21 protein-coding genes are annotated in these 22,609 nt (G+C 55.5%); 10 read left to right on the top strand and 11 right to left on the bottom strand.

The features are described 5' to 3' along the window. Positions 1-3 precede the first annotated feature (3 nt). Positions 4-1,629: an alpha-amylase family protein gene (locus F0320_RS10470; protein ID WP_126328495.1), complete on the top strand. Its 1,626-nt coding sequence runs from the start codon at positions 4-6 to the stop codon at positions 1,627-1,629. Here F0320_RS10470 and F0320_RS10465 read toward each other — a convergent pair whose 3' ends face one another. The 4 genes from F0320_RS10465 to F0320_RS10450 are packed head-to-tail and all read right to left on the bottom strand — an operon-like array spanning position 1,630 to position 4,123. Beyond that, positions 1,630-2,616, bottom strand: a complete 987-nt coding sequence (locus F0320_RS10465) for an SDR family oxidoreductase (protein WP_126328494.1) — start codon at positions 2,614-2,616, stop codon at positions 1,630-1,632. A gap of 17 nt (positions 2,617-2,633) precedes the next feature. Then, a complete protein-coding gene (locus F0320_RS10460) occupies positions 2,634-3,152 on the bottom strand; it encodes a 2-oxo-tetronate isomerase (protein WP_032657136.1) in 519 nt (172 codons plus the stop codon). Positions 3,153-3,163: 11 nt separating this feature from the next. Continuing rightward, complete coding sequence (locus F0320_RS10455) at positions 3,164-3,610, bottom strand: DUF421 domain-containing protein (protein ID WP_126328493.1); 447 nt, start codon at positions 3,608-3,610, stop codon at positions 3,164-3,166. 9 nt (positions 3,611-3,619) lie between these two features. Further along, on the bottom strand, positions 3,620-4,123 hold the full coding sequence (locus F0320_RS10450) for a hypothetical protein (protein ID WP_126328492.1): 504 nt from the start codon (positions 4,121-4,123) through the stop codon (positions 3,620-3,622). Between the two features lie 138 nt (positions 4,124-4,261). Here F0320_RS10450 and F0320_RS10445 point away from each other — a divergent pair, with 138 nt between their 5' ends. The 4 genes from F0320_RS10445 to F0320_RS10430 all read left to right on the top strand — a co-directional run bounded on the left by F0320_RS10445 (position 4,262) and on the right by F0320_RS10430 (position 9,343). Beyond that, entirely contained in the window at positions 4,262-4,651 is a 390-nt protein-coding gene (locus F0320_RS10445) for a YdeI family stress tolerance OB fold protein (RefSeq protein WP_047651250.1), read from the top strand. A gap of 64 nt (positions 4,652-4,715) precedes the next feature. After that, entirely contained in the window at positions 4,716-5,600 is an 885-nt protein-coding gene (locus F0320_RS10440; protein ID WP_047651249.1) for an SDR family oxidoreductase, read from the top strand. Between the two features lie 181 nt (positions 5,601-5,781). Then, a complete protein-coding gene (locus tag F0320_RS10435) occupies positions 5,782-6,705 on the top strand; it encodes a LysR substrate-binding domain-containing protein (RefSeq protein ID WP_033145495.1) in 924 nt (307 codons plus the stop codon). A gap of 256 nt (positions 6,706-6,961) precedes the next feature. After that, positions 6,962-9,343, top strand: coding sequence for a glucose/quinate/shikimate family membrane-bound PQQ-dependent dehydrogenase (locus F0320_RS10430; protein ID WP_126328491.1), 2,382 nt, complete (start codon positions 6,962-6,964; stop codon positions 9,341-9,343). Between the two features lie 48 nt (positions 9,344-9,391). Here the strand turns inward: F0320_RS10430 and F0320_RS10425 are convergent, their stop codons facing one another. The 3 genes from F0320_RS10425 to F0320_RS10415 all read right to left on the bottom strand — a co-directional run bounded on the left by F0320_RS10425 (position 9,392) and on the right by F0320_RS10415 (position 12,668). Continuing rightward, positions 9,392-11,083, bottom strand: coding sequence for a methyl-accepting chemotaxis protein (locus F0320_RS10425; protein ID WP_126328490.1), 1,692 nt, complete (start codon positions 11,081-11,083; stop codon positions 9,392-9,394). Positions 11,084-11,243: 160 nt separating this feature from the next. Continuing rightward, positions 11,244-12,362, bottom strand: coding sequence for an S-(hydroxymethyl)glutathione dehydrogenase/class III alcohol dehydrogenase (locus F0320_RS10420; protein ID WP_032668253.1), 1,119 nt, complete (start codon positions 12,360-12,362; stop codon positions 11,244-11,246). 30 nt (positions 12,363-12,392) lie between these two features. Continuing rightward, positions 12,393-12,668: a metal/formaldehyde-sensitive transcriptional repressor gene (locus F0320_RS10415; protein ID WP_003857256.1), complete on the bottom strand. Its 276-nt coding sequence runs from the start codon at positions 12,666-12,668 to the stop codon at positions 12,393-12,395. 202 nt (positions 12,669-12,870) lie between these two features. Between F0320_RS10415 and F0320_RS10410 the strand changes: the two genes are divergently transcribed. Further along, entirely contained in the window at positions 12,871-13,737 is an 867-nt protein-coding gene (locus tag F0320_RS10410; protein ID WP_126328489.1) for an AraC family transcriptional regulator, read from the top strand. A 51-nt stretch (positions 13,738-13,788) separates the two neighbouring features. Here the strand turns inward: F0320_RS10410 and F0320_RS10405 are convergent, their stop codons facing one another. Next, the gene (locus tag F0320_RS10405; protein ID WP_126328488.1) at positions 13,789-14,718 is read right to left on the bottom strand and encodes a LysR family transcriptional regulator; all 930 of its coding nucleotides are present in this window, start codon (positions 14,716-14,718) and stop codon (positions 13,789-13,791) included. Positions 14,719-14,807: 89 nt separating this feature from the next. Between F0320_RS10405 and F0320_RS10400 the strand changes: the two genes are divergently transcribed. From F0320_RS10400 to F0320_RS10390, 3 genes are all read left to right on the top strand, one after another. Further along, a complete protein-coding gene (locus F0320_RS10400) occupies positions 14,808-15,284 on the top strand; it encodes a GNAT family N-acetyltransferase (RefSeq protein ID WP_126328487.1) in 477 nt (158 codons plus the stop codon). Positions 15,285-15,408: 124 nt separating this feature from the next. After that, positions 15,409-16,077 carry an epoxyqueuosine reductase QueH gene (locus tag F0320_RS10395; protein ID WP_126328486.1) on the top strand — a complete coding sequence of 223 codons (669 nt, stop codon included), beginning with the start codon at positions 15,409-15,411 and terminating at the stop codon, positions 16,075-16,077. Between the two features lie 119 nt (positions 16,078-16,196). After that, positions 16,197-16,469, top strand: coding sequence for a DUF883 family protein (locus F0320_RS10390; protein WP_047651242.1), 273 nt, complete (start codon positions 16,197-16,199; stop codon positions 16,467-16,469). A gap of 31 nt (positions 16,470-16,500) precedes the next feature. Here F0320_RS10390 and F0320_RS10385 read toward each other — a convergent pair whose 3' ends face one another. Then, positions 16,501-17,964 carry an EAL domain-containing protein gene (locus F0320_RS10385; RefSeq protein WP_126328485.1) on the bottom strand — a complete coding sequence of 488 codons (1,464 nt, stop codon included), beginning with the start codon at positions 17,962-17,964 and terminating at the stop codon, positions 16,501-16,503. Between the two features lie 277 nt (positions 17,965-18,241). On the opposite strand from F0320_RS10385, the gene F0320_RS10380 reads away from it, so the two are divergent. Then, the gene (locus tag F0320_RS10380) at positions 18,242-19,126 is read left to right on the top strand and encodes a MarR family transcriptional regulator (RefSeq protein WP_149323771.1); all 885 of its coding nucleotides are present in this window, start codon (positions 18,242-18,244) and stop codon (positions 19,124-19,126) included. A gap of 35 nt (positions 19,127-19,161) precedes the next feature. Here F0320_RS10380 and F0320_RS10375 read toward each other — a convergent pair whose 3' ends face one another. Both F0320_RS10375 and F0320_RS10370 read right to left on the bottom strand, forming a co-directional pair. Further along, complete coding sequence (locus F0320_RS10375; protein ID WP_149323770.1) at positions 19,162-20,337, bottom strand: HlyD family type I secretion periplasmic adaptor subunit; 1,176 nt, start codon at positions 20,335-20,337, stop codon at positions 19,162-19,164. Then, on the bottom strand, positions 20,334-22,514 hold the full coding sequence (locus tag F0320_RS10370) for a type I secretion system permease/ATPase (protein WP_149323769.1): 2,181 nt from the start codon (positions 22,512-22,514) through the stop codon (positions 20,334-20,336). Before F0320_RS10370 ends, F0320_RS10375 begins: the two co-directional genes overlap by 4 nt. Positions 22,515-22,609: the final 95 nt, after the last annotated feature.

The following is a 22,609-nucleotide window of genomic DNA, read 5'->3' as shown; positions in this document are numbered from 1 at the left end:
GCTATGACGGACTGGCATACACGAGCCATCATTTATCAGATTGATACCGCGCTATTTTATGATTTGAACGGCGATGGCTGTGGGGACATCGCCGGGATAGCGTCTAAGCTACGCTATATTCGCCGCATGGGGGCGACGGTCATCTGGATCACCCCGTTTTACCTCACGCCTTTTCTCGATGAAGGCTATGACGTCAGCGACCACCTCCAGGTGGACCCCCGCTTCGGAAAGCTGGCCGATATCATCGCCTTTATCGAACAGGCCCGCGAGCTGGGCATGCAGGTCATTATCGAGCTGCTGATCCAGCACACGTCGGACGCGCATCCCTGGTTCCAGCAGGCCCGCCGCAATCCGGCGTCACCCTATCGTGATTACTATCTCTGGTCGGATAGCGACGAGGACGATACGCCCCCCATGTTTCCCGGCGTGGAAAAGAGCATCTGGAGTTGGGACGACGAGGCGGGACAATACTACCGGCACATGTTTTATCGCCACGAGCCGGATCTGAACCTCACCTCGCCCGCGGTGCTTAAAGAGATTGAAAACATCATCCTCTTCTGGCTCAAGCTGGGCGTATCGGGATTTCGCCTCGATGCTGCCTCCCATCTCACCACGCAGGCAGGCAACGGTGACGAAAAAAAAGGGCTGTGGATCCTCGAGCATATGCGGCGTCTTATCGAACAGCGCAATCCGGACGCGATCCTGCTGGGTGAGGTCGACGTTGAGGTGGAGGCCTATCAGGACTACTTCGGTAATAACGACCGCCTTAATCTGGTGCTCAACTTCTGGCTCAACAAGTATTTCTACGTCAGCCTGGCCCGCAAAAGCGCCCGCCCGCTGCGCAATGCGGTGAAGAAGATGATCGTCCCGCCTGACTCCTGCTGTTTTGCCAACTGGCTGCGCAATCACGACGAGCTGGATCTGGAAGGCATCAGTCAGAAAGACAAACAGTTTGTCCTCGATACCTTCGCCCCTGACAAAGAGATGAACGTCTATCAGCGCGGGATCCGCCGCCGCCTGGCGCCGATGCTCAACGGCGATCGGAAGCGGCTGGCGTTCTGCCACGCGGTGCTGTTTTCCCTGCCGGGTGTCCCGGTGATGCGCTACGGCGACGAGATAGGCATGGGGGACGACCTGGATCTGGAGGAGCGCTACGCCGTCCGTACCCCGATGCAGTGGGCGGGGTCACAGGGAGGAGGTTTCTCTGCGGCAGCCCCTGAAAAATTTATCGCGCCGATTATCGACCGCGGCCCTTACCGCTATCACAAAGTCAACGTCGCCGATTCGCTGCTTCACCGCAACTCGCTCCTGCACCGGATCATCGATATTGCCACTACCCGCTCGGAGTTCCCCGAAATTGCCGTTGCGCCCTTTCGGCTTATCGCAATCGATGATGACGCGGTGCTGGGGCTCTATTACGAAACCGACGAGCGCAGCATCCTGACCTTCGTTAACTTCAGCGACGAGCCGGTGCAGTTCACCGCAAAGGGGATCCGCAACGCCACCTGGACCGCCTGTCTCGCGGACAAGCGCTACGATGATGCGCTGATTTGCGGTAAAACCGTTCAGCTCAGTCTTGGCGGCTACGGCTACCGCTGGTTCTGGACGCACCGTAGCGCGCTGCGCTGATTACGGTTTCCGGCGGGTTATCAGACGCGTCAGCACTACCCCCGCCACCGCGAGGGCGCCCAGCGCTACCTTACCCGGCATGCCGGAGGTGACGGACGGCGCGCGGGTTTTCGCCTCATCAGTAAAGCGGCCATGGATTTTATGCAGATCGTTAACCGGCTGGTCGAGATAGTCCCGGCGATCCGGCGCGTTGAGGTCGTCGGTCATCTGGCCTTCCCAGGCCTTTTTCACCATCAGCCGGTCAAGAAAACCGGGGAAGAAAAATTGCCCGACGATGGACTGGATGGTACTGCTGCCAACCCACAGCTCGCGCACCGGCTTTTGCGCCACTCTGAAGATGGCGCTGGCGGCCACCTCAGGCTCAAAGACCGGCGGCACCGGACGCATCGCCCAGGCGAACTTGTTCCTCGCCCATTCGAACTGCGGGGTATTGAGCCCCGGCATCTGGACCATCGAAAGCTGAACCCGGCTGTTCTCATGCATCAGCTCGGTACGCACCGCATCGGTGAACCCGCGGATCGCCGCTTTTGCCCCGCAGTAGGCTGACTGCAGCGGAATAGAACGGTAGGCCAGCGCGGACCCCACCTGGATAATCACGCCCCTGTCGCGCGGAACCATAAGCTCAAGCGCGGCGCGAGTGCCGTTTACGTAGCCGAGGTACGTCACCTCAGTCACGCGCCGAAACTCGTCCGGCGTAAGGGTGCGAAACGGCGCCAGAACGGCCCCCATGGCGTTGTTCACCCAGACATCAATCGCGCCGAGGCGATACTCAATTTCGTTAGCGGCATCCACCACCGCCTGGCTGTCGGCGACGTCCGCCTGCACGGCGTGGGCATTAACGCCAAAGCGCCGTAGCTCCTCCTGGGTCGAGTGCAGGCTGGCTTCATCGCGGGCGATGAGCCCCACGTCGTAACCCGCCTTTGCAAAGTGCAGCGCCGTGGCTTTTCCCACGCCCGCCGTCCCGCCGGTAATCACTATGACAGCCATAGAACCTCCACGTGAGTTTATCCGTTATTCCCGTCCGACAACGTTGTTACCAGTTCAGCCAGCGAGTAATGCACCGCTTTTTCGACCACGTCCTGACAGTCACCGGAGAAAAGCACGGTGCGGGTCTTCGTCTCGCCGCGTATATTCCACGCGAAGCAGACCGTCCCCGCCGCCGTGCCGTCGTCGCCCCCTTCCGGGCCCGCGTAGCCGCTGATGGCGATGCTGATATCGGCCTGGGCGATGTCGCGGATACTGGCGGCCATTTCGGTTACCGTCTGCTCGCTCACGGCCGTAAACCGCTCAAGCGTCTCAGGACGCACGCCGAGGATCCGCGCTTTGGCTTCATCGCTGAACACGACCAGGCCGACATCATAAAATTCGGCGGTGTTTTCCTCTGCGCAAAGCGCTACCGAGAGCTTGCCGCCCGTGCAGGATTCCGCGGTGGTTAAGCGAAGCCCGAGATCGGTTAATTTGCTCGCCAGCTTTTTTGTCAGTTCACCCACGGTATTATTACTGTCGTGAAAAAGATTGCTCATCTTACCGCCTCTTATTTCTCGAAAGGAATGATTGAAATATGTCCATTGCGCTCAAGTATGGCATATTTAATCTCACTCATTTCTGTAAGCCCATTATTTTGACGCGCTGACACCAGAATATCATCACAGGATACGTCGACTTTTTTCAGCTTATCGGCTAACGGCACTCCATTCTCGACCAGAATCACCGGCGTACCATCCAGAATATTCTCCACAGGGGAAAAATATTTTTTCATCAAGCCGAATATTATATCCACCACCACCAACGTAGTAATAGTAATCATCGCGCCGGTAACGGAAAAATCCTGTCCAAGAAGCGCCTGCTGCGTGGCTTCACTAATTATCAGGAGCAGGATGAGATCGAAGCTGGTCATCTGCAGCAGCGCGCGACGCCCGGCCACTTTAAATACCACCACGAGGAACAGATAAATAGCCAGCGCGCGAAAGACCATATCCATATCAGCCTCCTAGGGGTAAATGAATTGCCAGATGTTAATCTCCGGCTCGCTGTTGACGCGGATGACGGTGTTCCATTTACCGGCTCTGGAAGGTGTCGTGAACAGTAACACGGAGAAGCTGTCTGTTTTTTTCAGGTTGTTATAGACAAAAAAGAGGGTCTTCCCACGGCTGAACATGCTGTCCGGCTGCGGCCAGACGCTGCCGGGCTCATACGCATCGCTGCTCTCGCTGGTCATGCTAAGGACATACTTCCCCTCGGTCTGCACCGGAAACGCGAGCGCCATCCGCGTCTCTGTCTCCCGTCGTCCAAAGCGTTCATAGTCTATGGTGAGTGATTTAGCGGAATTCGTTTTGACCGTGTCGCTGACCATTCCGCTGGAAAACAGACCGGCAATCGCCGCGACGATAATACCCAGCAGAACAATAAAACCCACCTGACGAAACGCGTATTCAAACGTCAGCAAACGGTAACTCTCATCTATCCCGGGTAACTTTTCATTTTCACGCTTCATGGCCATCGTCACCGTTTCGCTTATTTCCAGATAATTTTGATTTCTAACGCGAATGTTTTTAGGACTTATCACATTTGCCACATAAAGGAATAGCAACAATACTTAATAAGTCAAGACACGCAAAATGAAGGATATCGGATGAAATTATCACTTATTTCCGCCTTATTGATATTTCTGGTTCCGTCCGCATGGGCAGATAATAACGGGGGTTTACAAAAAGGTGAAGCGCCACCGCCTCCCCACGCGCTTGATAGCGGATATCGCGGAACAGACGACGCGCGTATTATGACCATCAAACAGGCAAAAGAATTGCACGATGGTGCGACAATTTCATTACGCGGTAATCTTATTGACGGTAACGGCGATAAGTTTGTATTTCAGGATAAAACCGGAAAAATCGACGTTATTATTCCCCAGGCAGTTTTCGACGGCAGAACGGTAAAACCCGACCAGATGATCAGTATCAACGGTTCGCTTGATAAAAAATCATCTCCTGCCGTCGTCCGTGTTGATCGTTTGCAGAAATAATTCAGCGAAGCGTTAACGCTGCAGTTATCCATCAAATCTCACCCCTTGGCTTAAGGAGTCAGCTATGAGTGATACTAAACAACGTACGAACGCTTACCCGCAGCCCCCGTTCCCGGAACAGCCGCAAACGCCGCCGGGACTGGCATCTGAAATGCAGCCCGTACCCGACCACGGGGAACAAAGCTATAAAGGGCATGGCCGCCTTGCCGGCAAAAAAGCGCTGATTACCGGCGGAGACTCCGGTATTGGGCGCGCGGTCGCTATCGCCTATGCGCGTGAAGGCGCTGACGTTGCCATTAACTACCTGCCCGAAGAGGAAAAAGACGCCGCTGAGGTCATCGACCTGATCGAAGCGGAAGGCCGCAAGGCCGTCGCGCTGCCAGGGGACGTCCGGGACGAAACGTTCTGCAAAAATCTGGTTGAAGAAGCCGTCTCGAAGCTGGGCGGGCTGGACATTCTGGTCAACAACGCCGGCCGTCAGCAGTTCCGTGAATCGCTTGAGGAACTGACCACGGAAGATTTTGACGCAACGTTTAAAACCAACGTTTACGCGCCGTTCTGGATCACCAAAGCGGCGCTGCGCCACCTGAAAGCGTCGTCCGTTATCATTAATACCTCCTCCGTTCAGGCGGTGAAGCCCAGCCCCGTTTTGCTGGACTACGCCCAGACGAAAGCCTGTCTGGCGGTGTTTACCAAATCCTTAGCCAAACAGCTGGGTCCGAAAGGCATTCGCGTCAACGCAGTTGCTCCTGGCCCTTACTGGACGGTTCTGCAATCCAGCGGCGGACAGCCGATGGAAAAAGTGAAGGAGTTCGGGGGCGACACCCCGCTGGGACGTCCGGGCCAGCCCGTCGAGATTGCCCCGCTGTACGTCACGCTGGCCTCGGATGAATGTTCATTTACGTCCGGCCAGGTGTGGTGTTCCGATGGCGGTGACGGCGTGATCTAAACCGGTAAACGATACCCCTCCGCAATGAGCAATAAATGAACAAGGATGTTCGCTTTTATTCCCCTGCCAAAAAACATGTTGTAACTCAAACAGATCAAATGTTAAAAATATTTTGCTATCAGGTTATCAAAATTAAACAACTTAACTTGTCACCCGCATCGCTCTGTTTTTAACATCGCCTATGGAAAAAAATGGTCTGTTCAGTCAGCGCATACGCTTGCGCCATTTGCATACATTTGTGGCCGTCGCTCAACAGGGAACGCTGGGGCGTGCGGCTGAAACTCTCAACCTGAGCCAGCCTGCGCTCTCAAAAACTCTCAACGAGCTGGAACAGCTGACCGGTGCCCGTCTTTTTGACCGCGGCCGGCTGGGGGCGCAGCTTACCATCGTGGGTGAACAGTTCCTCACGCACGCCGTTAAAGTGCTGGATGCGCTCAATACCGCAGGCCAGTCCCTGCACCGAAAAGAAGAGCAATCCAGTGAGGTGGTGCGCGTGGGTGCTTTGCCTACCGCGGCGCTGGGCATCCTTCCGCCCGTTATCGGCCAGTTCCACAAGCAGCAGCGGCATACCACGATTCAGGTCGCCACCATGAATAACACCATGCTGCTCGCGGGGCTGAAATCAGGCGAACTGGATCTCGGTATCGGTCGCATGTCCGACCCTGAGCTGATGGGAGGCCTCAACTATGAACTGCTGTTCCTGGAGTCCCTGAAGCTGGTGGTTCGTCCCGATCACCCCCTGCTGCAGGACACTGTCACCTTAAGCCGCGTGATGGAGTGGCCAGTAGTGGTTTGCCCGAAAGGGACCGTTCCCCGCCAGACCGCCGAAACCTTGCTGCAAATGCAGGGATGTACGCTGCCGTCAGGATGTATCGAAACGCTGTCGGCCTCGCTTTCGCGCCAGCTTACGCTGGATTATGACTACGTCTGGTTCGTTCCCTCCGGCGCGGTAAAAGATGATTTACGCCAGGGAACGCTGATCGCCCTGCCGATTACCTCCCCTGGCCCCGGTGAACCTATCGGCATTTTGACCCGCGTAGACACGCCGCTTTCAACGGGCGCGCAGACGCTGCTGAGCGCTATCCGTAAATCAATGCCGGTCTGACACTTTTCTCCCCTCGCCCTAACCCTCTCCCCAGCGGGGCGAGGGCATTGTCCTGCGCCCTAATCAATTAATGCGAAATCATTCATTAACAATTGCGCAAAACATTTTAACAGTTTTATCATAGCGACGAATTCACCAAATGGTTCGTAAATAATTTTACAACCCCGAATTCAACCGTATTAATCATTCTTCCCTCCGCATTTATTACCCAACTGGTACACACCCAGCGCGACGGGGGGATCTTAAGGAGACAGAAATGGCATTTGGCAGCGCGCCACGTGGGATACCGCGTATCCTGCAGTGGCTTCTTGCCGGACTGATGTTGCTCATCGGTCTGGCAGTCGGCGGGCTGGGCTTTAAGCTCGTCACCGTAGGCGGAAGTGGATACTTCCTGATAATGGGCGTGGTGATGGTGATTGCCGCGATCCTGATTTTCCTCAACCGTAGCAGCGGGATCGTGCTTTACGGCATCGCGTTTATTGCCTCGCTGTTCTGGGCGGTAGGCGATGCGGGCTGGGATTTCTGGCCGCTCTTCTCCCGCCTGTTTACCTTTGCCGTACTGGCCTTCCTCTGCGCCATCGTCTGGCCTTTCCTGCGCGCGGCAAACCACAGCGCCGCGAACAAGGCTCCCGCTTTTGGCGTCGCGGCCGTGCTCGCGGTAGCGATGCTGGTCAGCCTGGGCTGGATGTTTAAGCCGCAGACCCTCGTGGCAGCGAACGAGCCCGTTCCGGTGAAACCCGTCGCCCCCGGCGAGCAGCAAAAGAACTGGGCGCACTGGGGCAATACCACCCACGGCGACCGTTTCGCCGCGCTGGACCAGATTAACAAGCAAAACGTCAGCGATCTGAAGGTCGCCTGGGTTGCGCACACCGGCGATATTCCGCAGAGCAACGGCTCCGGCGCGGAAGATCAGAACACGCCATTGCAGATTGGCGACACGCTGTACGTCTGTACTCCATACAGTAAAGTGCTGGCGCTGGACGTGGATTCCGGCAAGGAAAAATGGCGCTACGATTCCAAAGCCACGGCACCTAACTGGCAGCGCTGCCGCGGTCTGGGCTATTTTGAAGACCATTCCAGCGTGACAACGTCACAGGCAGAAACACCGACTGCGGCATGCCCTCGCCGCCTGTTCCTGCCGACCACCGACGCCCGCCTGATTGCCATCAACGCGGATACCGGCAAGGTCTGCGAAGACTTCGGCGACCATGGCACGGTGGATCTGAGCGTCGGCATGGGCGAGATCAAGCCCGGGTATTATCAGCAGACCTCCACGCCGCTGGTTGCCGGGAATGTGGTTGTCGTCGGCGGTCGCGTCGCGGATAACTACTCCACCGGCGAACCGCCGGGCGTAGTGCGCGCCTACGACGTTCACACCGGTAAGCTGGCGTGGGCGTGGGATCCGGGTAATCCGAACCTGACCGGCCTGCCGCCGGAAGGCCAGACCTACACCCGCGGCACGCCGAACGTCTGGTCCGCGATGTCTTACGACGCTAAGCTGAACCTGATCTACCTGCCAACCGGCAACGCCACCCCGGACTTCTGGGCGGGTGAGCGTACCGCGCTGGACGATAAGTACAGCTCCTCCATCGTCGCCGTGGACGCGACCACCGGTCAGGTGCGCTGGCATTTCCAGACGACCCATCACGACCTGTGGGACTTTGACCTGCCTTCCCAGCCGCTGCTGTACGACCTGCCCGACGGTAAGGGCGGCACCACGCCTGTGCTGGTGCAGACCAGCAAGCAGGGCATGATCTTCATGCTTAACCGCGAAACCGGCAAGCCGGTGGCGAAGGTAGAAGAACGTCCTGTCCCGGCCGGTAATGTGGAAGGTGAACGCTACTCCCCGACCCAGCCGTATTCCGTTGGCATGCCGATGATTGGCAACCAGGCGCTGACCGAATCCGACATGTGGGGCGCGACTCCGGTCGACCTGCTGCTGTGCCGCATTCAGTTTAAAGAGATGCGTCATCAGGGCGTCTTCACCCCACCAGGTCTCGACCGTTCCCTGCAGTTCCCCGGCTCACTCGGCGGGATGAACTGGGGCAGCGTCTCCGTTGACCCGAACAACAGCCTGATGTTCGTCAACGATATGCGCCTGGGTCTGGCAAACTACATGGTGCCGCGCGCGAACGTGGCGAAAAACGCCAGCGGCATCGAGATGGGTATCGTCCCGATGGACGGCACGCCGTTCGGCGCGATGCGCGAACGCTTCCTGTCGCCGCTGGGCATTCCATGCCAGAAGCCGCCGTTCGGCACCATGTCGGCCGTTGACCTGAAAACCGGCAAGCTGGTCTGGCAGGTCCCTGTCGGCACGGTGGAAGATACCGGCCCGCTGGGCATTCGCATGCACATGCCAATCCCAATCGGTATGCCGACCCTGGGCGCATCACTCTCTACCCAGTCCGGCCTGCTGTTCTTCGCCGGCACGCAGGATTTCTACCTGCGCGCGTTTGATACTGCCACCGGGAAAGAGATCTGGAAAGACCGCCTGCCGGTCGGCAGCCAGTCCGGCCCGATGACCTACGTATCGCCGAAAACCGGTAAGCAGTACATCATCATCAACGCCGGGGGCGCTCGACAGTCGCCGGATCGGGGTGATTACGTTATCGCGTACGCGTTGCCCGATAAGAAATAAGATGTGAAAAAGGGACCGAAAGGTCCCTTTTTTATCTGGTGGCGCAACTCAGAACGTTTCCCAGTTATCCCCGGAAACCGTCGCCGCCGGGCGTAGCGGAGCGCTCTTCGCTAACGGCGCAGACGACGCCGCGCGGCCCGGCTTTACACTGCTCAACCGAAACGCCCCAACCGCCTCGGTCAGACGCGCCCCCTGTTCTTCCAGTGACGCCGCCGCCGCGGAAGCTTCTTCCACCAGCGAGGCGTTCTGCTGGGTCACTTTATCCATCTCAGAAATCGCCTGGCTCACCTGCACGATACCGCGGCTCTGCTCGTCGGACGCTGCGGCAATCTCCAGCATGATGTCGGTCACGCGTTTAACCGCGTCGACGATTTCATTCATGGTGTTACCGGCGGCGACAACTTCACCGGAGCCCTGGTCGATCAGCGAGACCGATTCGTTGATCAGGCTTTCGATCTCTTTTGCGGCATTCGCACTGCGGCTTGCAAGGGTTCGGACTTCGCTTGCCACCACGGCAAACCCGCGCCCCTGTTCACCCGCCCGCGCCGCTTCTACCGCCGCGTTAAGCGCCAGGATATTGGTCTGGAAGGCAATGCTGTTGATGACGGCGGTGATCTCCGAGATTTTCTTCGAGCTGCTGGAGATATTGCCCATGGTTTTAACCACGCCGGAGACCATCTGGCCGCCGCGGCTGGCTTTCCCGGACGCATCTTCAGCCAGCTTGCTGGCATGATGGGCGTTATCGGCGTTCTGCTTCACCGTCGCGGTCAACTGTTCCATGCTTGCGGCGGTTTGCTCAATGGCTGCGGCCTGCTGCTCGGTACGTGAAGAGAGATCGGTGTTACCGGCAGAAATCTCGCTGGTGCCGCGATAGATCTCCTCCGCCCCCTGACGTACGGTGCCCACCGTGTTTTCCAGCGAGTGCTGCATGGTTTGCAGATCGCGCGTCAGGCGGCCAATTTCGCTGCGCCCGGCCACATCGTCCGGCATCGTCAGGTCGCCTTTGGCGATATTCTCGATACGTTTCGCTGCCCGCTGCAGCGGATTGATTACCGTGCGGCGCAGCACGACAAAGGTCATGGCCGTCAGTACCAGCGCCAGTGCAAACGCGCCCACCATAAACATCAGGCCCAGCTGCGTGCGGCTGTGCGCCTGCGCCGTCAGCGCATTGGCACGGTCGGTACGGATCTTAATCGCCTTCAGCAGCACGGCGTTGTAAGCATCATCCAGCGGGCGCGCCGTTTCGTTTTCGTGGTTGATAATCGCTTCGAACATGCCGTTTTTGGCGAATTTCAACATCGGCTGCATGCCCGAGATATAGGCGTCGTAGCGTGCTTTCAGATCAGCGTCCAGCGCTTCGTCTGAAGAGGTGCGCACCGTACGGTTCATATAGGCGGTAAAGCTCTCCTGGGACTGCTTAATACGCTTTTCCGCCTCGCTGATGTTCTGCTTCATCGCATCCATCTCCGCGATACGGCTTGCCGCACCGGCGTGGATCAGATTGATACGTGCGGTTCGCAGATGGTTTGAGCTGTTCGACAGCCCCATACGCACCTGAATTTCGGATGTGACATCCTGCTGATCGTTATCGGCCTGCAGCAGGAAATACCCCGCAAGACCCGAGCTCAAGGCAAACAGAAGAATAATGCCACCGAGAATGGAGGAAAACAGCGGAACCAGCCTGATGTGATGCAAGAAGCCCAGCTTGCGCTGCGCCAGCATCGAAGTAGTGTTGTCCATGACCGTCGACTCTCTTGTAGGTAAGATGCGTAAAAACACGCCTGTTAAATAGTCATCGGCACGGCAGAGATTTAGATTACGGCTAAAAACGCCGCACTGGTCACACTTTAGAGAAGATTATTAAAGAAACGCCAGCGGTGAAAAACCGCTGGCAGAAGAGTTACTTGTCGCCGAAATGAATGACGGTACGGATGGATTTTCCTTCGTGCATCAGATCGAACGCGTCGTTGATCTGCTCCAGCGGCAATCGGTGGGTAATGAACGGGTCGAGCTGAATCTTGCCGACCATCGCATCTTCCACCATACCCGGAAGCTGGGTACGGCCCTTCACGCCGCCAAACGCGGAGCCGCGCCACACGCGACCGGTGACCAGCTGGAATGGACGGGTTTTAATCTCCTGGCCCGCACCGGCCACGCCAATGATAATGCTCTCGCCCCAGCCTTTGTGGCAGCATTCGAGCGCGGAACGCATCACGTTCACGTTGCCGATACATTCAAAGCTGAAGTCAACGCCGCCGTCGGTCATCTCAACGATGACATCCTGAATCGGTTTTTCGTGATCTTTCGGGTTCACGAAATCGGTCGCGCCCATTTCACCCGCCAGCTTGAATTTCTCCGGATTGGTGTCGACCGCGATGATACGCCCGGCCTTCGCCTGCACCGCGCCCTGAATCACCGCCAGACCAATACCGCCGAGACCGAACACCGCCACGGTGTCGCCCTCTTTCACTTTTGCCGTGTTATGCACCGCGCCAATGCCGGTGGTCACGCCGCAGCCCAGCAGGCAGACTTTATCCAGCGGTGCCTGCGGGTTCACCTTCGCCAGGGAAATTTCCGCGCATACGGTGTATTCGCTGAAGGTGCTGGTGCCCATGTAGTGATAAACAGGCTCGCCGTTATAAGAGAAACGGGTGGTACCGTCCGGCATCAGTCCTTTCCCCTGGGTAGCGCGAACCGCCTGGCAGAGGTTGGTTTTACCGGATTTACAGAACTTACACTCGCCGCACTCAGCGGTGTACAGCGGGATAACGTGATCGCCAGGCTTCAGGCTGGTCACGCCCTCGCCCACTTCCACCACAATCCCGCCGCCTTCATGGCCGAGTACCGCCGGGAAAACACCTTCAGGATCGTCGCCTGACAGCGTAAACGCATCGGTATGGCACACGCCGGTATGGGTGATTTTGATCAGCACTTCGCCTTTCTTCGGCGGTGCCACGTCGATTTCAACGATTTTGAGCGGCTGGCCGGGACCAAATGCAACTGCAGCGCGAGATTTCATATGTCTTCCCTTTTTGTCAGGTGTGTGGGTTTATTTTAGATAAGAGCGCAGCAAATGGCCGACTTCTGCCATGCGTACGGCTCGCTGATCCGGCGTGGTTTCCCCCGTCACCAGCTCATCTTTGAGGTGAATTTCAACCATTTCGCCCATCAGGCCATTGGCAGCCCCGCGCACGGCGGCGATTTGCTGCAGGATGGCCAGACAGGGATCGCCCGACTCCAGCGCGCGTTCAAGGGCATCAACCTGGCCCCGAATGCGGCGGACGCGAGTAAGAATACGTTTTTTATCTTCGGGTGAATGCGGCATACGCCCTCCGTTAAGATACTATAGGGGGGTATGGTATTTAACTTTCCTGGAGATGTAAACCTTCTATTTGAACAGTATATTTGACGACAATGCGATTGCCGCCGCACAACGTTATGCCGCCAGTATAACCTCTCCATAATCAGCAAGATCGGTCAGGATTCTGGCCGTTCGGTGAGGCAAAGTGGGTCATCAGGAGGATGCAATGAACGATGCAATCAAAACGGCCTACCGCGAGCGCTTCACGATGGTGTGCGACTATATCGCCCGCCATCTCGATGAACCGCTCACGCTGGAGAAGCTCAGCGAGTTAGCCTGCTGTTCGCCCTATCATTTTCACCGGCAGTTTCTGGCGTTTAGCGGTCAGCCTTTATATCGCTATATCCAGTGGCTGCGTCTGCGTCATGCTTCCTGGCGACTGGCGTTTAATCCTCAAGATAAGGTGATTGATATTGCGCTCGATGCCGGTTTCCAGAGCCCCGAATCGTTCAGTCGCGCCTTCAGAAACGCGTTTGGAAAAAGCCCGCGTCAGTTTCGGCAGCAGCCGGACTGGCTGAACTGGCACCAGCGCGTACCGAAAATGACCTTTCAGGAGCAAAAAACGATGGAAATTAAGATTGTCGATTTCCCACAGACCCAAGTGGCAATGCTGCAGCACCGTGGCAACCCGGATCGGGTAAATGACAGCGCGGCGAAATTTATTGCCTGGCGTAAAAGCACGGGCCTATCGCCAGTACACGAAAGCAGCACGTTTGGCATTGCCTGGGATGACCCGGCAACCACACCCGCAGACGCCTTTCGTTTCGATATCTGCGGCAGTATCTCTGAAGCGATACCAGAAAATGAATTCGGGGTTTGCAGTGGCGAAATCGACGGCGGACGATACGCCGTAGCCCGCCACACGGGTTCTCTGGATACCATTTCCGCTACGGTGTGGGCGATGTTTCGCGACTGGCTACCGGCCAGCGGCGAAACGCTTCGCGATGCCCCGGTATTTTTCCACTACCTCAACCTTATTCACGAGGTGCCAGAACATGCGCTGCAAACCGATATCTACCTGCCGTTAAAGTGACGATCCCTTATTGACCGCCATTTCTGCCGGGCGGCACTGCGCTTGCCCGGCCTACGGTTCCCTGCCAGCCTGCGCCAGCCTTTGCAGCTCCTCCTTAAGCCAGCGGGTTGCGCCCCGCTGGCCGCTGCGTTTATGGGAGTAAATTTTCACTTCAAACGTGCGTATCGAAAACGGTAAAGGAAAAATCCTCAGGTCCGCTGCCGCAGCCAGCTTCTCAGCGGCAAAACGGGGGATCGCCATCAGCAGGTCGCTTTCCGCTACGATAAACGGCGCGCTGAGCATCGATGGCGTTTTGATCGCTATTTGTCGGGTATAGCCCAGCTGTTCCAGCCGCACGTCCAGAACACCCTGCTTCTCATTCCATGGCGTCACCACCAGGTGTCGGGCTGCGAGATACTCCTCCAGCGCGAGACGCGTCCGGCGCGCGTTGCTGATGACCACATACTCATCTTCAAACCAGTCGATCTCTTCCAGCTCCGGGTGCCGGATATCATCCTGAGTGCTGAACCCCAGCGCGAGATCCACTTCGCCCGCCAGCAGTTCCGTCAGCGCCGGGCTGTGCGGCAGATAGCGCAATTCGAAACGCAAACCCGGGGCCGCAAGCTGCAGTTTGTGCATCAGCGCCGGGAAAATGCACAGCGCGGTAAAGTCCGTAATCCCAATTTGTAAGCTTTCGGTACTGCTGGCCGGGTCAAACTCCGGCTGCGGGGTCAGCTCATGATTCAGGAACGACAATGCGGAAGCAATGGAAGGCGCAAGCTGAGAGGCATACACGCTGGGGGACATGCGATGCCCTTCGCGAAAAAAGAGCGGGTCATTAAGGGTGATGCGCAAACGCGACAGCGCATGGCTCAGTGCCGATGTGCTCATCGCCAGCTCGTCAGCGGCCAGCCGAACGGAACGGTGGCGGTAAATCGCGTCGAAAACGGGCAGCAGGTTTAAATCAAGGCGTCTCAGTACCGGATGCATAATATTCATCATTTGTTGATTTCATTGCACTTAATTCTTCGGACAATACTCCGTATGCTTAACGCCATCAATCGAACACAGGCTAAAAAGCAGGAAAAACAATGAGCATCACCATTCGTCAGGCCCGCCCCGAAGATGCGGCAGCAATATACGCCATGATCTACGAGCTGGCGGTGTATGAAAAAGCGCCGGAAGAAGTGGTTACCACGCCGGAGGAGATCCGGGAAACGCTCTTTGGCGCAGGCACAAAGACAGAAGCGTTGATCGCGGAATATGAAGGCAAGATCGCCGGCTATGCCGTTTTCTTCACCAGCTATTCAACCTGGCTGGGACGCAACGGGATTTATATGGAAGACCTGTATGTTTCTCCGGAGTATCGCGGTAAAGGCGCGGGAAGAGCGCTGCTGAAACATATCGCGCAGCTGGCGGTGAGACGACAGTGCGGCCGTCTTGAATGGAGCGTGCTCGACTGGAACCAGCCCGCCATTGATTTTTACCTGAGCATAGGCGCACTGCCGCAGTCCGAATGGGTACGCTATCGTCTTGATGGCGAAGCGCTGCTGAAATTTGCCGAATAGCGACACGTGGTACCCGAGAAGATCCCGCCCGGCGGGATCGCTCTGTCCTGCCCTGATCCCGTCTCAACAGATGATGAATTTATGCTACCCTTCCATAAATTTCATAAACATAGTGCAGAACGCCATGACGACAGCCCCTTTTATCCGCCCACAACTTTCCCTGCCAGACGGTGCCGACAAGCTGCTGCTGCACTCCTGCTGCGCCCCCTGTTCGGGTGAAGTGATGGAGGCTATCCAGGCTTCGGGGATTGACTACACGATTTTCTTCTACAACCCCAATATCCATCCACAAAAGGAATACCTCATCCGCAAGGAGGAGAATATTCGCTTTGCGGAAAAACACGGCGTGCCGTTTGTTGATGCCGATTACGACACCGATAACTGGTTTGAGCGCGCGAAAGGCATGGAATGGGAACCCGAGCGTGGCGTCCGCTGCACCATGTGCTTCGATATGCGTTTCGAGCGTACGGCACTCTATGCGGCTGAAAATGGATTCAGCGTCATAAGCAGCTCGCTGGGGATTTCCCGCTGGAAAAACATGCAGCAGATAAATGACTGCGGCCAGCGTGCTGTCGCGCGCTACCCGGGTATGGTTTACTGGGACTATAACTGGCGTAAACAGGGCGGCTCCTCTCGCATGATTGAGATCAGCAAGCGGGAGCAGTTTTACCAGCAGGAATACTGCGGGTGCGTTTATTCGCTCAGGGACAGTAACCTGCATCGTAAGTCTCAGGGCCGCCCGCTGATCCGCATCGGGAAACTGTATTATGGTCAGGATGACAGTGAGAAATAACGGGTTCCCGGTATAGAGATATATCCGAAAACAGCCCTGCCGGGTACCGAAATTAACCTTTCGTCTCCCACATCCACAAAGAGCGGCTATCCTTAAATTATCAACAAAAGGAGGCAAAAATGTCTGATTTCGGTACTGATAAAAACACCCAGTTTGCTGAAGATAAAGCAAAAAATAAATTTGATGAGCTTGCAGGTTCAGCGCAGCAGCAGTTCGGTGAATTCGTAGATTCACCAAAGCATCAGGTAAAAGGTGCGGCTAAAAAATATGCCGCGCAGGCCAGCGATGCCGTTTCCGACGTCACTGAAGCTGTCAGAAATAATCCCCTCACCGGCCTCATCGCCGCAGGTGCGGTAGGTATTGTTCTCGGCCTGCTGTTGGGTCGAAAATAATAAAAGGCCCTTCGGGGCTTTATTTTTTTTCTTAACTAAAAATTCTGACCATGCGATCTAACTCGTCCTCTTTCACGGCTCGTGATAAATAATATCCCTGAAAGTTTTTGACGCCCAGCGCGACTAATTTTTCAAATTTTTCTTCACTGTCTACTCCCTCGGCAATACAGTCCGTTCCGGTCATGTCGCTATAAATCTGTATCGCTTTAATCAGGTTATAGTCATTGTCGTTTGCCACAAAATGCTCAACGATATCCCGATCCAGCTTGAGTCCATCAAAATGCACCTGCCGCACCGGGAACATGGTTTGGTGATTAGAGAAGCAGTCATCCAGAAACAATCGACACCCCGTATTACGTAAATGCCGCATGGTTTCTGGGATCCCTTTGTCCTTCGTCACGTCAATATCTTCGGCGAATTCAAAGACCAGCTTCTCGGCCCACTGCGGTTTGAGCAGCATGTCGATAGCTTTCTTTGCCATATCAGGCAATGCATTCCCGGAAGCAAGGCGAGGCGGAATATTCACAGAAAAATAGTATTTACCGTTATACTTATTAATCCCGGACACGGCGGCATGGATGACTAACGCCGTTATTTTTAACCATATCTCATGGTTTGAAATATCCGTGAGAAAACTGGCCGGCTTGACAATTTTACCGTTTTTATTCCAGCGGATCAGTATCTCAAAGCCTACGCCTTTTTTGTCACGATCGGTAATAATCTGATAAGCAGGGAAGATCTCTTTTTTATATAATGCATTAAAAATCTCTGCTTCCTTATCCGTAAACTCCGTATTTTGACTTCGCCGCTTGATACTTCTTTCCGCATTGAAATTATGCGAATCGTGTAACCACCGCTTAATTAAGCGTAATTTCAGCACGCCTTCCTTACGGTGGGTATAAACCGTTTTATTAGATAATCCCATTTCATCGCACATTTCTTTTACGGACATGCCGCGGTAGAAATTTAATAAAACGTCAATCTCTCTTTTTGTTAGCCACTTGACGTTGTCTTGCGAAGAATTATCCCTGTAGCGATCGCGTAATAAGTACGAACGTTCCTTAAATACATGATGGTGCGTATGAGAACCAGTGACGACATCCGAAACGCGGGCTAGTCGAATCAATGATAATTGATAACTATTATTTAAAAGACTGCCCAGGGTGCGATATAGCCAGCCATCCGGTATGTCGCCATACAGCGTGACGCGTCGAATAACGGGCAACGCATTGAGCACGGACGCCAGTCGCTTCAGGCTCTCCAGGAGACTTAAGATACCTTTTCCGAGAAACACCACAACATGAGCATTCTGATTTATAAGGATATTTTCCATATCCTGTTGCGATGCCTCATCCCCATCAAAATGAATATGCGAAGCCTGTATTCCGTACTGGTTAAGGAACAGACGATATCCCTGGAACGTAAAACCGCAGGCTGAGATGACAAACTTTTGTTCATCGCACACCCTATTTCTGAGAGAAATGTTGTGGGTCATAAACTGCTCCTGGGCACTAAGGCGCCATTTCCATTTGTGAATGCGTAAAATTTAACGCACCTGTTATAAACATTAATTTTACAGTACAGCCTCAGGGTAAGAAACAGTTATCAGCTGAACTCAGAGGAACATCTTTGCGTTAATCACCGTCGTTTAAATATACTTTTCTTTGCAAATAACAACGGCAAACATCTTATTCTCAGGGTATAATGAAAATTCCGAAAAAGAAGACTGGATACTTCATCTATCGGTTCATTCAAATACGAGAAAAAATGCTATGGATAATCACATCTCATCCAGGGCCTTGCTACATCGAAGGGATGTTATAAAGAGCAATCCGCGATTCGGTGAGGCAATTTTAGAGCACTACACAATTAATGACACCATCTACAAAAAACAACCTTTGTTCTACAAGACAATGCTGCAGGAATCCCGGTTCAACATTATCCTCTCCATGTGTTGTTTTATTTTTGGAAATCAGGCCGAATCAGTTTCAGAGATTAAAGAGTTATGCTCTCGCTATAAAATAGCCAGCCCCAACAGCGTTATTGCGATCATTACAATACTGAGAACTACCGGACGCATCAGTACCTGGCGCTGCACGGAAGACCGACGCAAAACGAGAATCGCGCCAACTGAAAAAGGTCTCAATGAACTTAAGCGTTATATGACCGGGGCATTTTTGCCCGTCAGCATTCTTTATCCGACTTTTAATATTAATGTAAACCTGCTGGATAATGATATTTTGAGAAACAACTTCTTCCGCCGCGCGGCTGAATATCTTTTTCGGGGATTAACGTTCCGAAAGGTGCTACCTGAAGTGGGGTTGTTTATTGATAAAGATGGAGGGCGAATGATTATGCTTTATATCTATTTGCAGGCCATGAAAAATAAATCCGCCCACGGAGCCGTCATTGACTATTCAGCGAGCACGCTCGCAAAAGAATTTTTCGTTTCGCGCATCCACGTCAACCGAATTATTAAAACGGCGCAAGAGGCGGGCTATCTTAAAGATCGGGGTGATGGAAAAATGTCGATCTATCCGGCCTTTATCGAACTGGTGGAAAACTATGCCGGTTTATATTTTGCGTATGTCACGCATTACATCAACGTGGTGCCTAAAGAACGACGCCACCTTAACAACGTGGCGTCAACGGTATAATTAATGTGGCGTTCGGGATCCCGAACGCCACTCTCTTATCTTTCGCGCAGCGCCTCTTTCGCCTTGTTCAGCGGCTTCAGCAGATAATCCAGGATGGTTTTACTGCCGGTTTTAATATCAACGGTGGCAATCATGCCCGGAAAGACCGGAAATTCCTGGCCGTGCTTATTGGTCAGATGGTTACTGTCGGTACGGATATAGACGCGGTAGTAGTAAACATCCCTTTTCACCTCATCCTGCAGGGTGTCCGGAGAAATCATGGTCACTTCCCCTTCCAGCCCGCCATAAATGGAATAGTCATAGGCCGTAAATTTCACCAGCGCTTTCTGGCCGGGATGGATAAACGCCACATCTCGTGGCGAGATTTTCGCTTCGACCACCATCTGATCGTCCAGCGGGACCAGGCTCATCAGCTTGCCGTTCGGCGGGATAACACCTCCCACGGTGGTGACGTCAATATCCTTCACGATCCCGCGAACCGGGGCATTGAAGGTCAGACGGGTCAGGGAGTCCTCACGCCCCTTCATCACCGAACGCTGGGCTTCTATCTCCGCGTTGGCTTTCGCCAGCTCTTCGCGGGCGCGAACGTAATACTGGTTTTTCATCTCGGTAATTTTATTCTCAAGCTCATTTTTTTGTCGCTCAAGACGTAACACCTCAACCTTGCTGGCCGCCCCCTGGGTCACCAGCGGACGGGTCAACGACAGCTCGCGCTGCACCAGCTCGGCGCCCTGACGCAAACCGGCCAGCCCTTTTTCGAGGCTTTCACGACGGGACTGGTAGAGCGCCGTTTCCTGTTTAACCAGCTCAACGTCGTCATCCAGCTCGTCCGGAAACGCGAGTTCCGTATCGTTCACCTCGGCCTTCAGGCGCGCCGCCGTTGCCAACGCGGCATTCAGACGCGACTCGCTCTCAAGCACGCTCGACTCGGTTTTGGTTCGGTCAAGCTGCGCGAGCTGCTGGCCGCGTTCGACGATGTCACCTTCGCGCACCAGCAGGCTGTGGATAATGCCGCCTTCCAGAGACTGGATCACCTGCTCATGAGAAGACGGTATGACCTTGCCGCTGCCGGTCGTCACTTCATCCAGTTGGAACAGACTTGCCCAGATGATAAACGCCGCCAGTAGGGCGAACAGCGACCATGCCACCAGTGACGAGCGCGGCAGACGTGGCTCCTTAAGTCGACTATTGAAACGAGATAAATCATTCATGCCGCGCCCTCCTCTGCAACCGCCGCTGGCTTCATGGTCACGGTGCGCTGCGCGGCTTTCTGCGGCGCCATGCCGTGCTGATGCAGGATCGCATCGCGCGGGCCGTCCATCACCACCTTGCCGTTTTCCAGCACGATGATGCGGTCAACCAGGTCCAGAATCGGCAGACGATGCGTCGCCACAACCAGCGTCCGGCGTTTACCCAGCCATTTGTGAAGATGCTGAATAAACTGCTTCTCGCTCATCTCGTCCAGCCAGGCAGTAGGCTCGTCCAGCAGCAGGATATTCGGTGAGACGATCAGCGCGCGCGCCAGCAGCAGCGCCTGACGCTGACCGCCGGAGAGGCCCGTTCCGCCCTCGTTGATGATGGTGTTCAGCCCCATTTTCTGTTTGCGCACGAACTCCAGCGCGCCGCTGTTGACCAGCGCCTGGTGAATCTCGTCGTCGGTAGCGAGCGGGTTCCCCATCAGGATGTTGTCCCGCACGGAGCCAAAGAACAGCCTGGCCTGCTGGCCGAGCAGCTGCATGTCGCGACGCACGTCGGCCGGGTCCAGATGATTGAGGGCAATATCGTCCAGCAGGATGCTGCCCTGCTGCGGCTCCTGCATGCCCGCCAGAAGCTGCAACAGCGTGCTTTTACCGGAGCCATTACGCCCGAGCACCGCCACGCGCTCTCCGGCGCGGATCTGCAGCTTGCTGACGTTGAGCACGGTGAGTTTCTCTTCCTCGTCGTAATAAAACCCGACGTCATCAAGCGCATAGTCGCCGCGCAGGTGGGCTTTGTGAACCTTCTTGCCGTGCTGCGGATCGTCAATCGGACGCTGCATCAGATCGTCCAGCCCCTTGCGGGCCACTTTTGCCGACTGCCAGCGCGACAGCACGCCTGAGATCTGCGACAGCGGCGCGATGGTGCGCGACGCCAGAATCGAGGTGCCCACCAGCGCACCGGTGGTCATGTCGCCGCTGATAACCAGGTAACAGCCCACCAGTAGTACCACAGCATAGACGATGGACTGCACCTCCTGCGTCCAGGTGAGCAGCAGGCCCGTCAGCCAGCGCTGCTTCATGCCGACGCTGGCGGCGACGTCGTTGGTGTTATTCCACTGGTTCTGGAAACGCTGCTCGGCGCGCATCAGCTTGATGTCTTCAATGCCCTGCACCGCTTCCACCAGCGTGGCGTTACGGATGGCGGATTCACGCATCCCTTCGCTGGAGAGTTTTCCCAGCGGGCGCTGCACCAGCAGACCAGGAATGAGCAGCAGCGGCACGGCGAGCAGGACCACCAGCACCAGCGGCCCGCCAATCATCCACAGAATAAAGACGAACAGCAGGAAGAACGGCAGATCGGAGATCGCCGCGATGGTGGTGGAGGTGATGAGCTCGCGCACCGACTCCAGCTCGCGGATCTGGGCGATAAAGGATCCGGTTGATTTAGAACGCGCGCCGTTTTTAATCCGCAGCGCGTGGGCAAAAACGCGTTCGGAGATGCGCAGGTCGGCGCGTTTCCCCACCACGTCGGAAATATGCACGCGCAGCATGCGCATAATGAATTCGAACACGATGGCAATCATCACGCCACCAAACAGCACCCATAATGTGGCTTCAGACTGTGACGGGACCACCCTGTCATACACCTGCATGGAGAAAACCATGCCCGAAAGCGCCAGCACGTTGGCGACCAGCGCCACCAGCATAATGTCGCTGTAGCGTCGCCAGTCCTTCAGCGCCAGCTGCCAGAACCAGTTTTTCTCATAGGGTTTGATGTAGTCGTCCACGCGGGCATCCGGCGTGGATTCGAGCGGGCGCACCACCATCAGGCCCTTTAACCGCGACCCGAGCTCATCGCGCGTAAGCGTGGTCTCCAGCCCCGCGTCGCCGCTAAACTGCAGGCTGACGTTGCCTTCGCTGTCCATGCGGTTAATGACCGCGATTTGTCCGCCGGTAAATTCCGCCAGCAGCGGCAGACGCCACGGGTCGAGGGATACCGCTTCCGCCGCCACCACACGCATCCCCAGCCCAAGCTGGCGCGCCATCTCCTCCAGCACCAGCTGGCGCGGAGACTGGCTTTCATGGTTAATCGTGACCCGAACATGCTCCGCGGAAAAATCCAGCCGGTAATGCTTCGCGATGATGAGCATGCCCTGCAGCCAGGGTTCGTACTGTGGATGTGTCTTCATAATGCTACGTCCTGTCCAGCGCGATAATTACGCACTGAAATGATACCTTTACGGGATGATTGAAAAACGAACACTCTCTAAACGAGCCCGCAAAA

Origin of the sequence: Enterobacter dykesii (assembly GCF_008364625.2) — a bacterium.
GTDB lineage: Bacteria > Pseudomonadota > Gammaproteobacteria > Enterobacterales > Enterobacteriaceae > Enterobacter > Enterobacter dykesii.
This window is presented reverse-complemented; position numbering and strand designations above follow the sequence as displayed.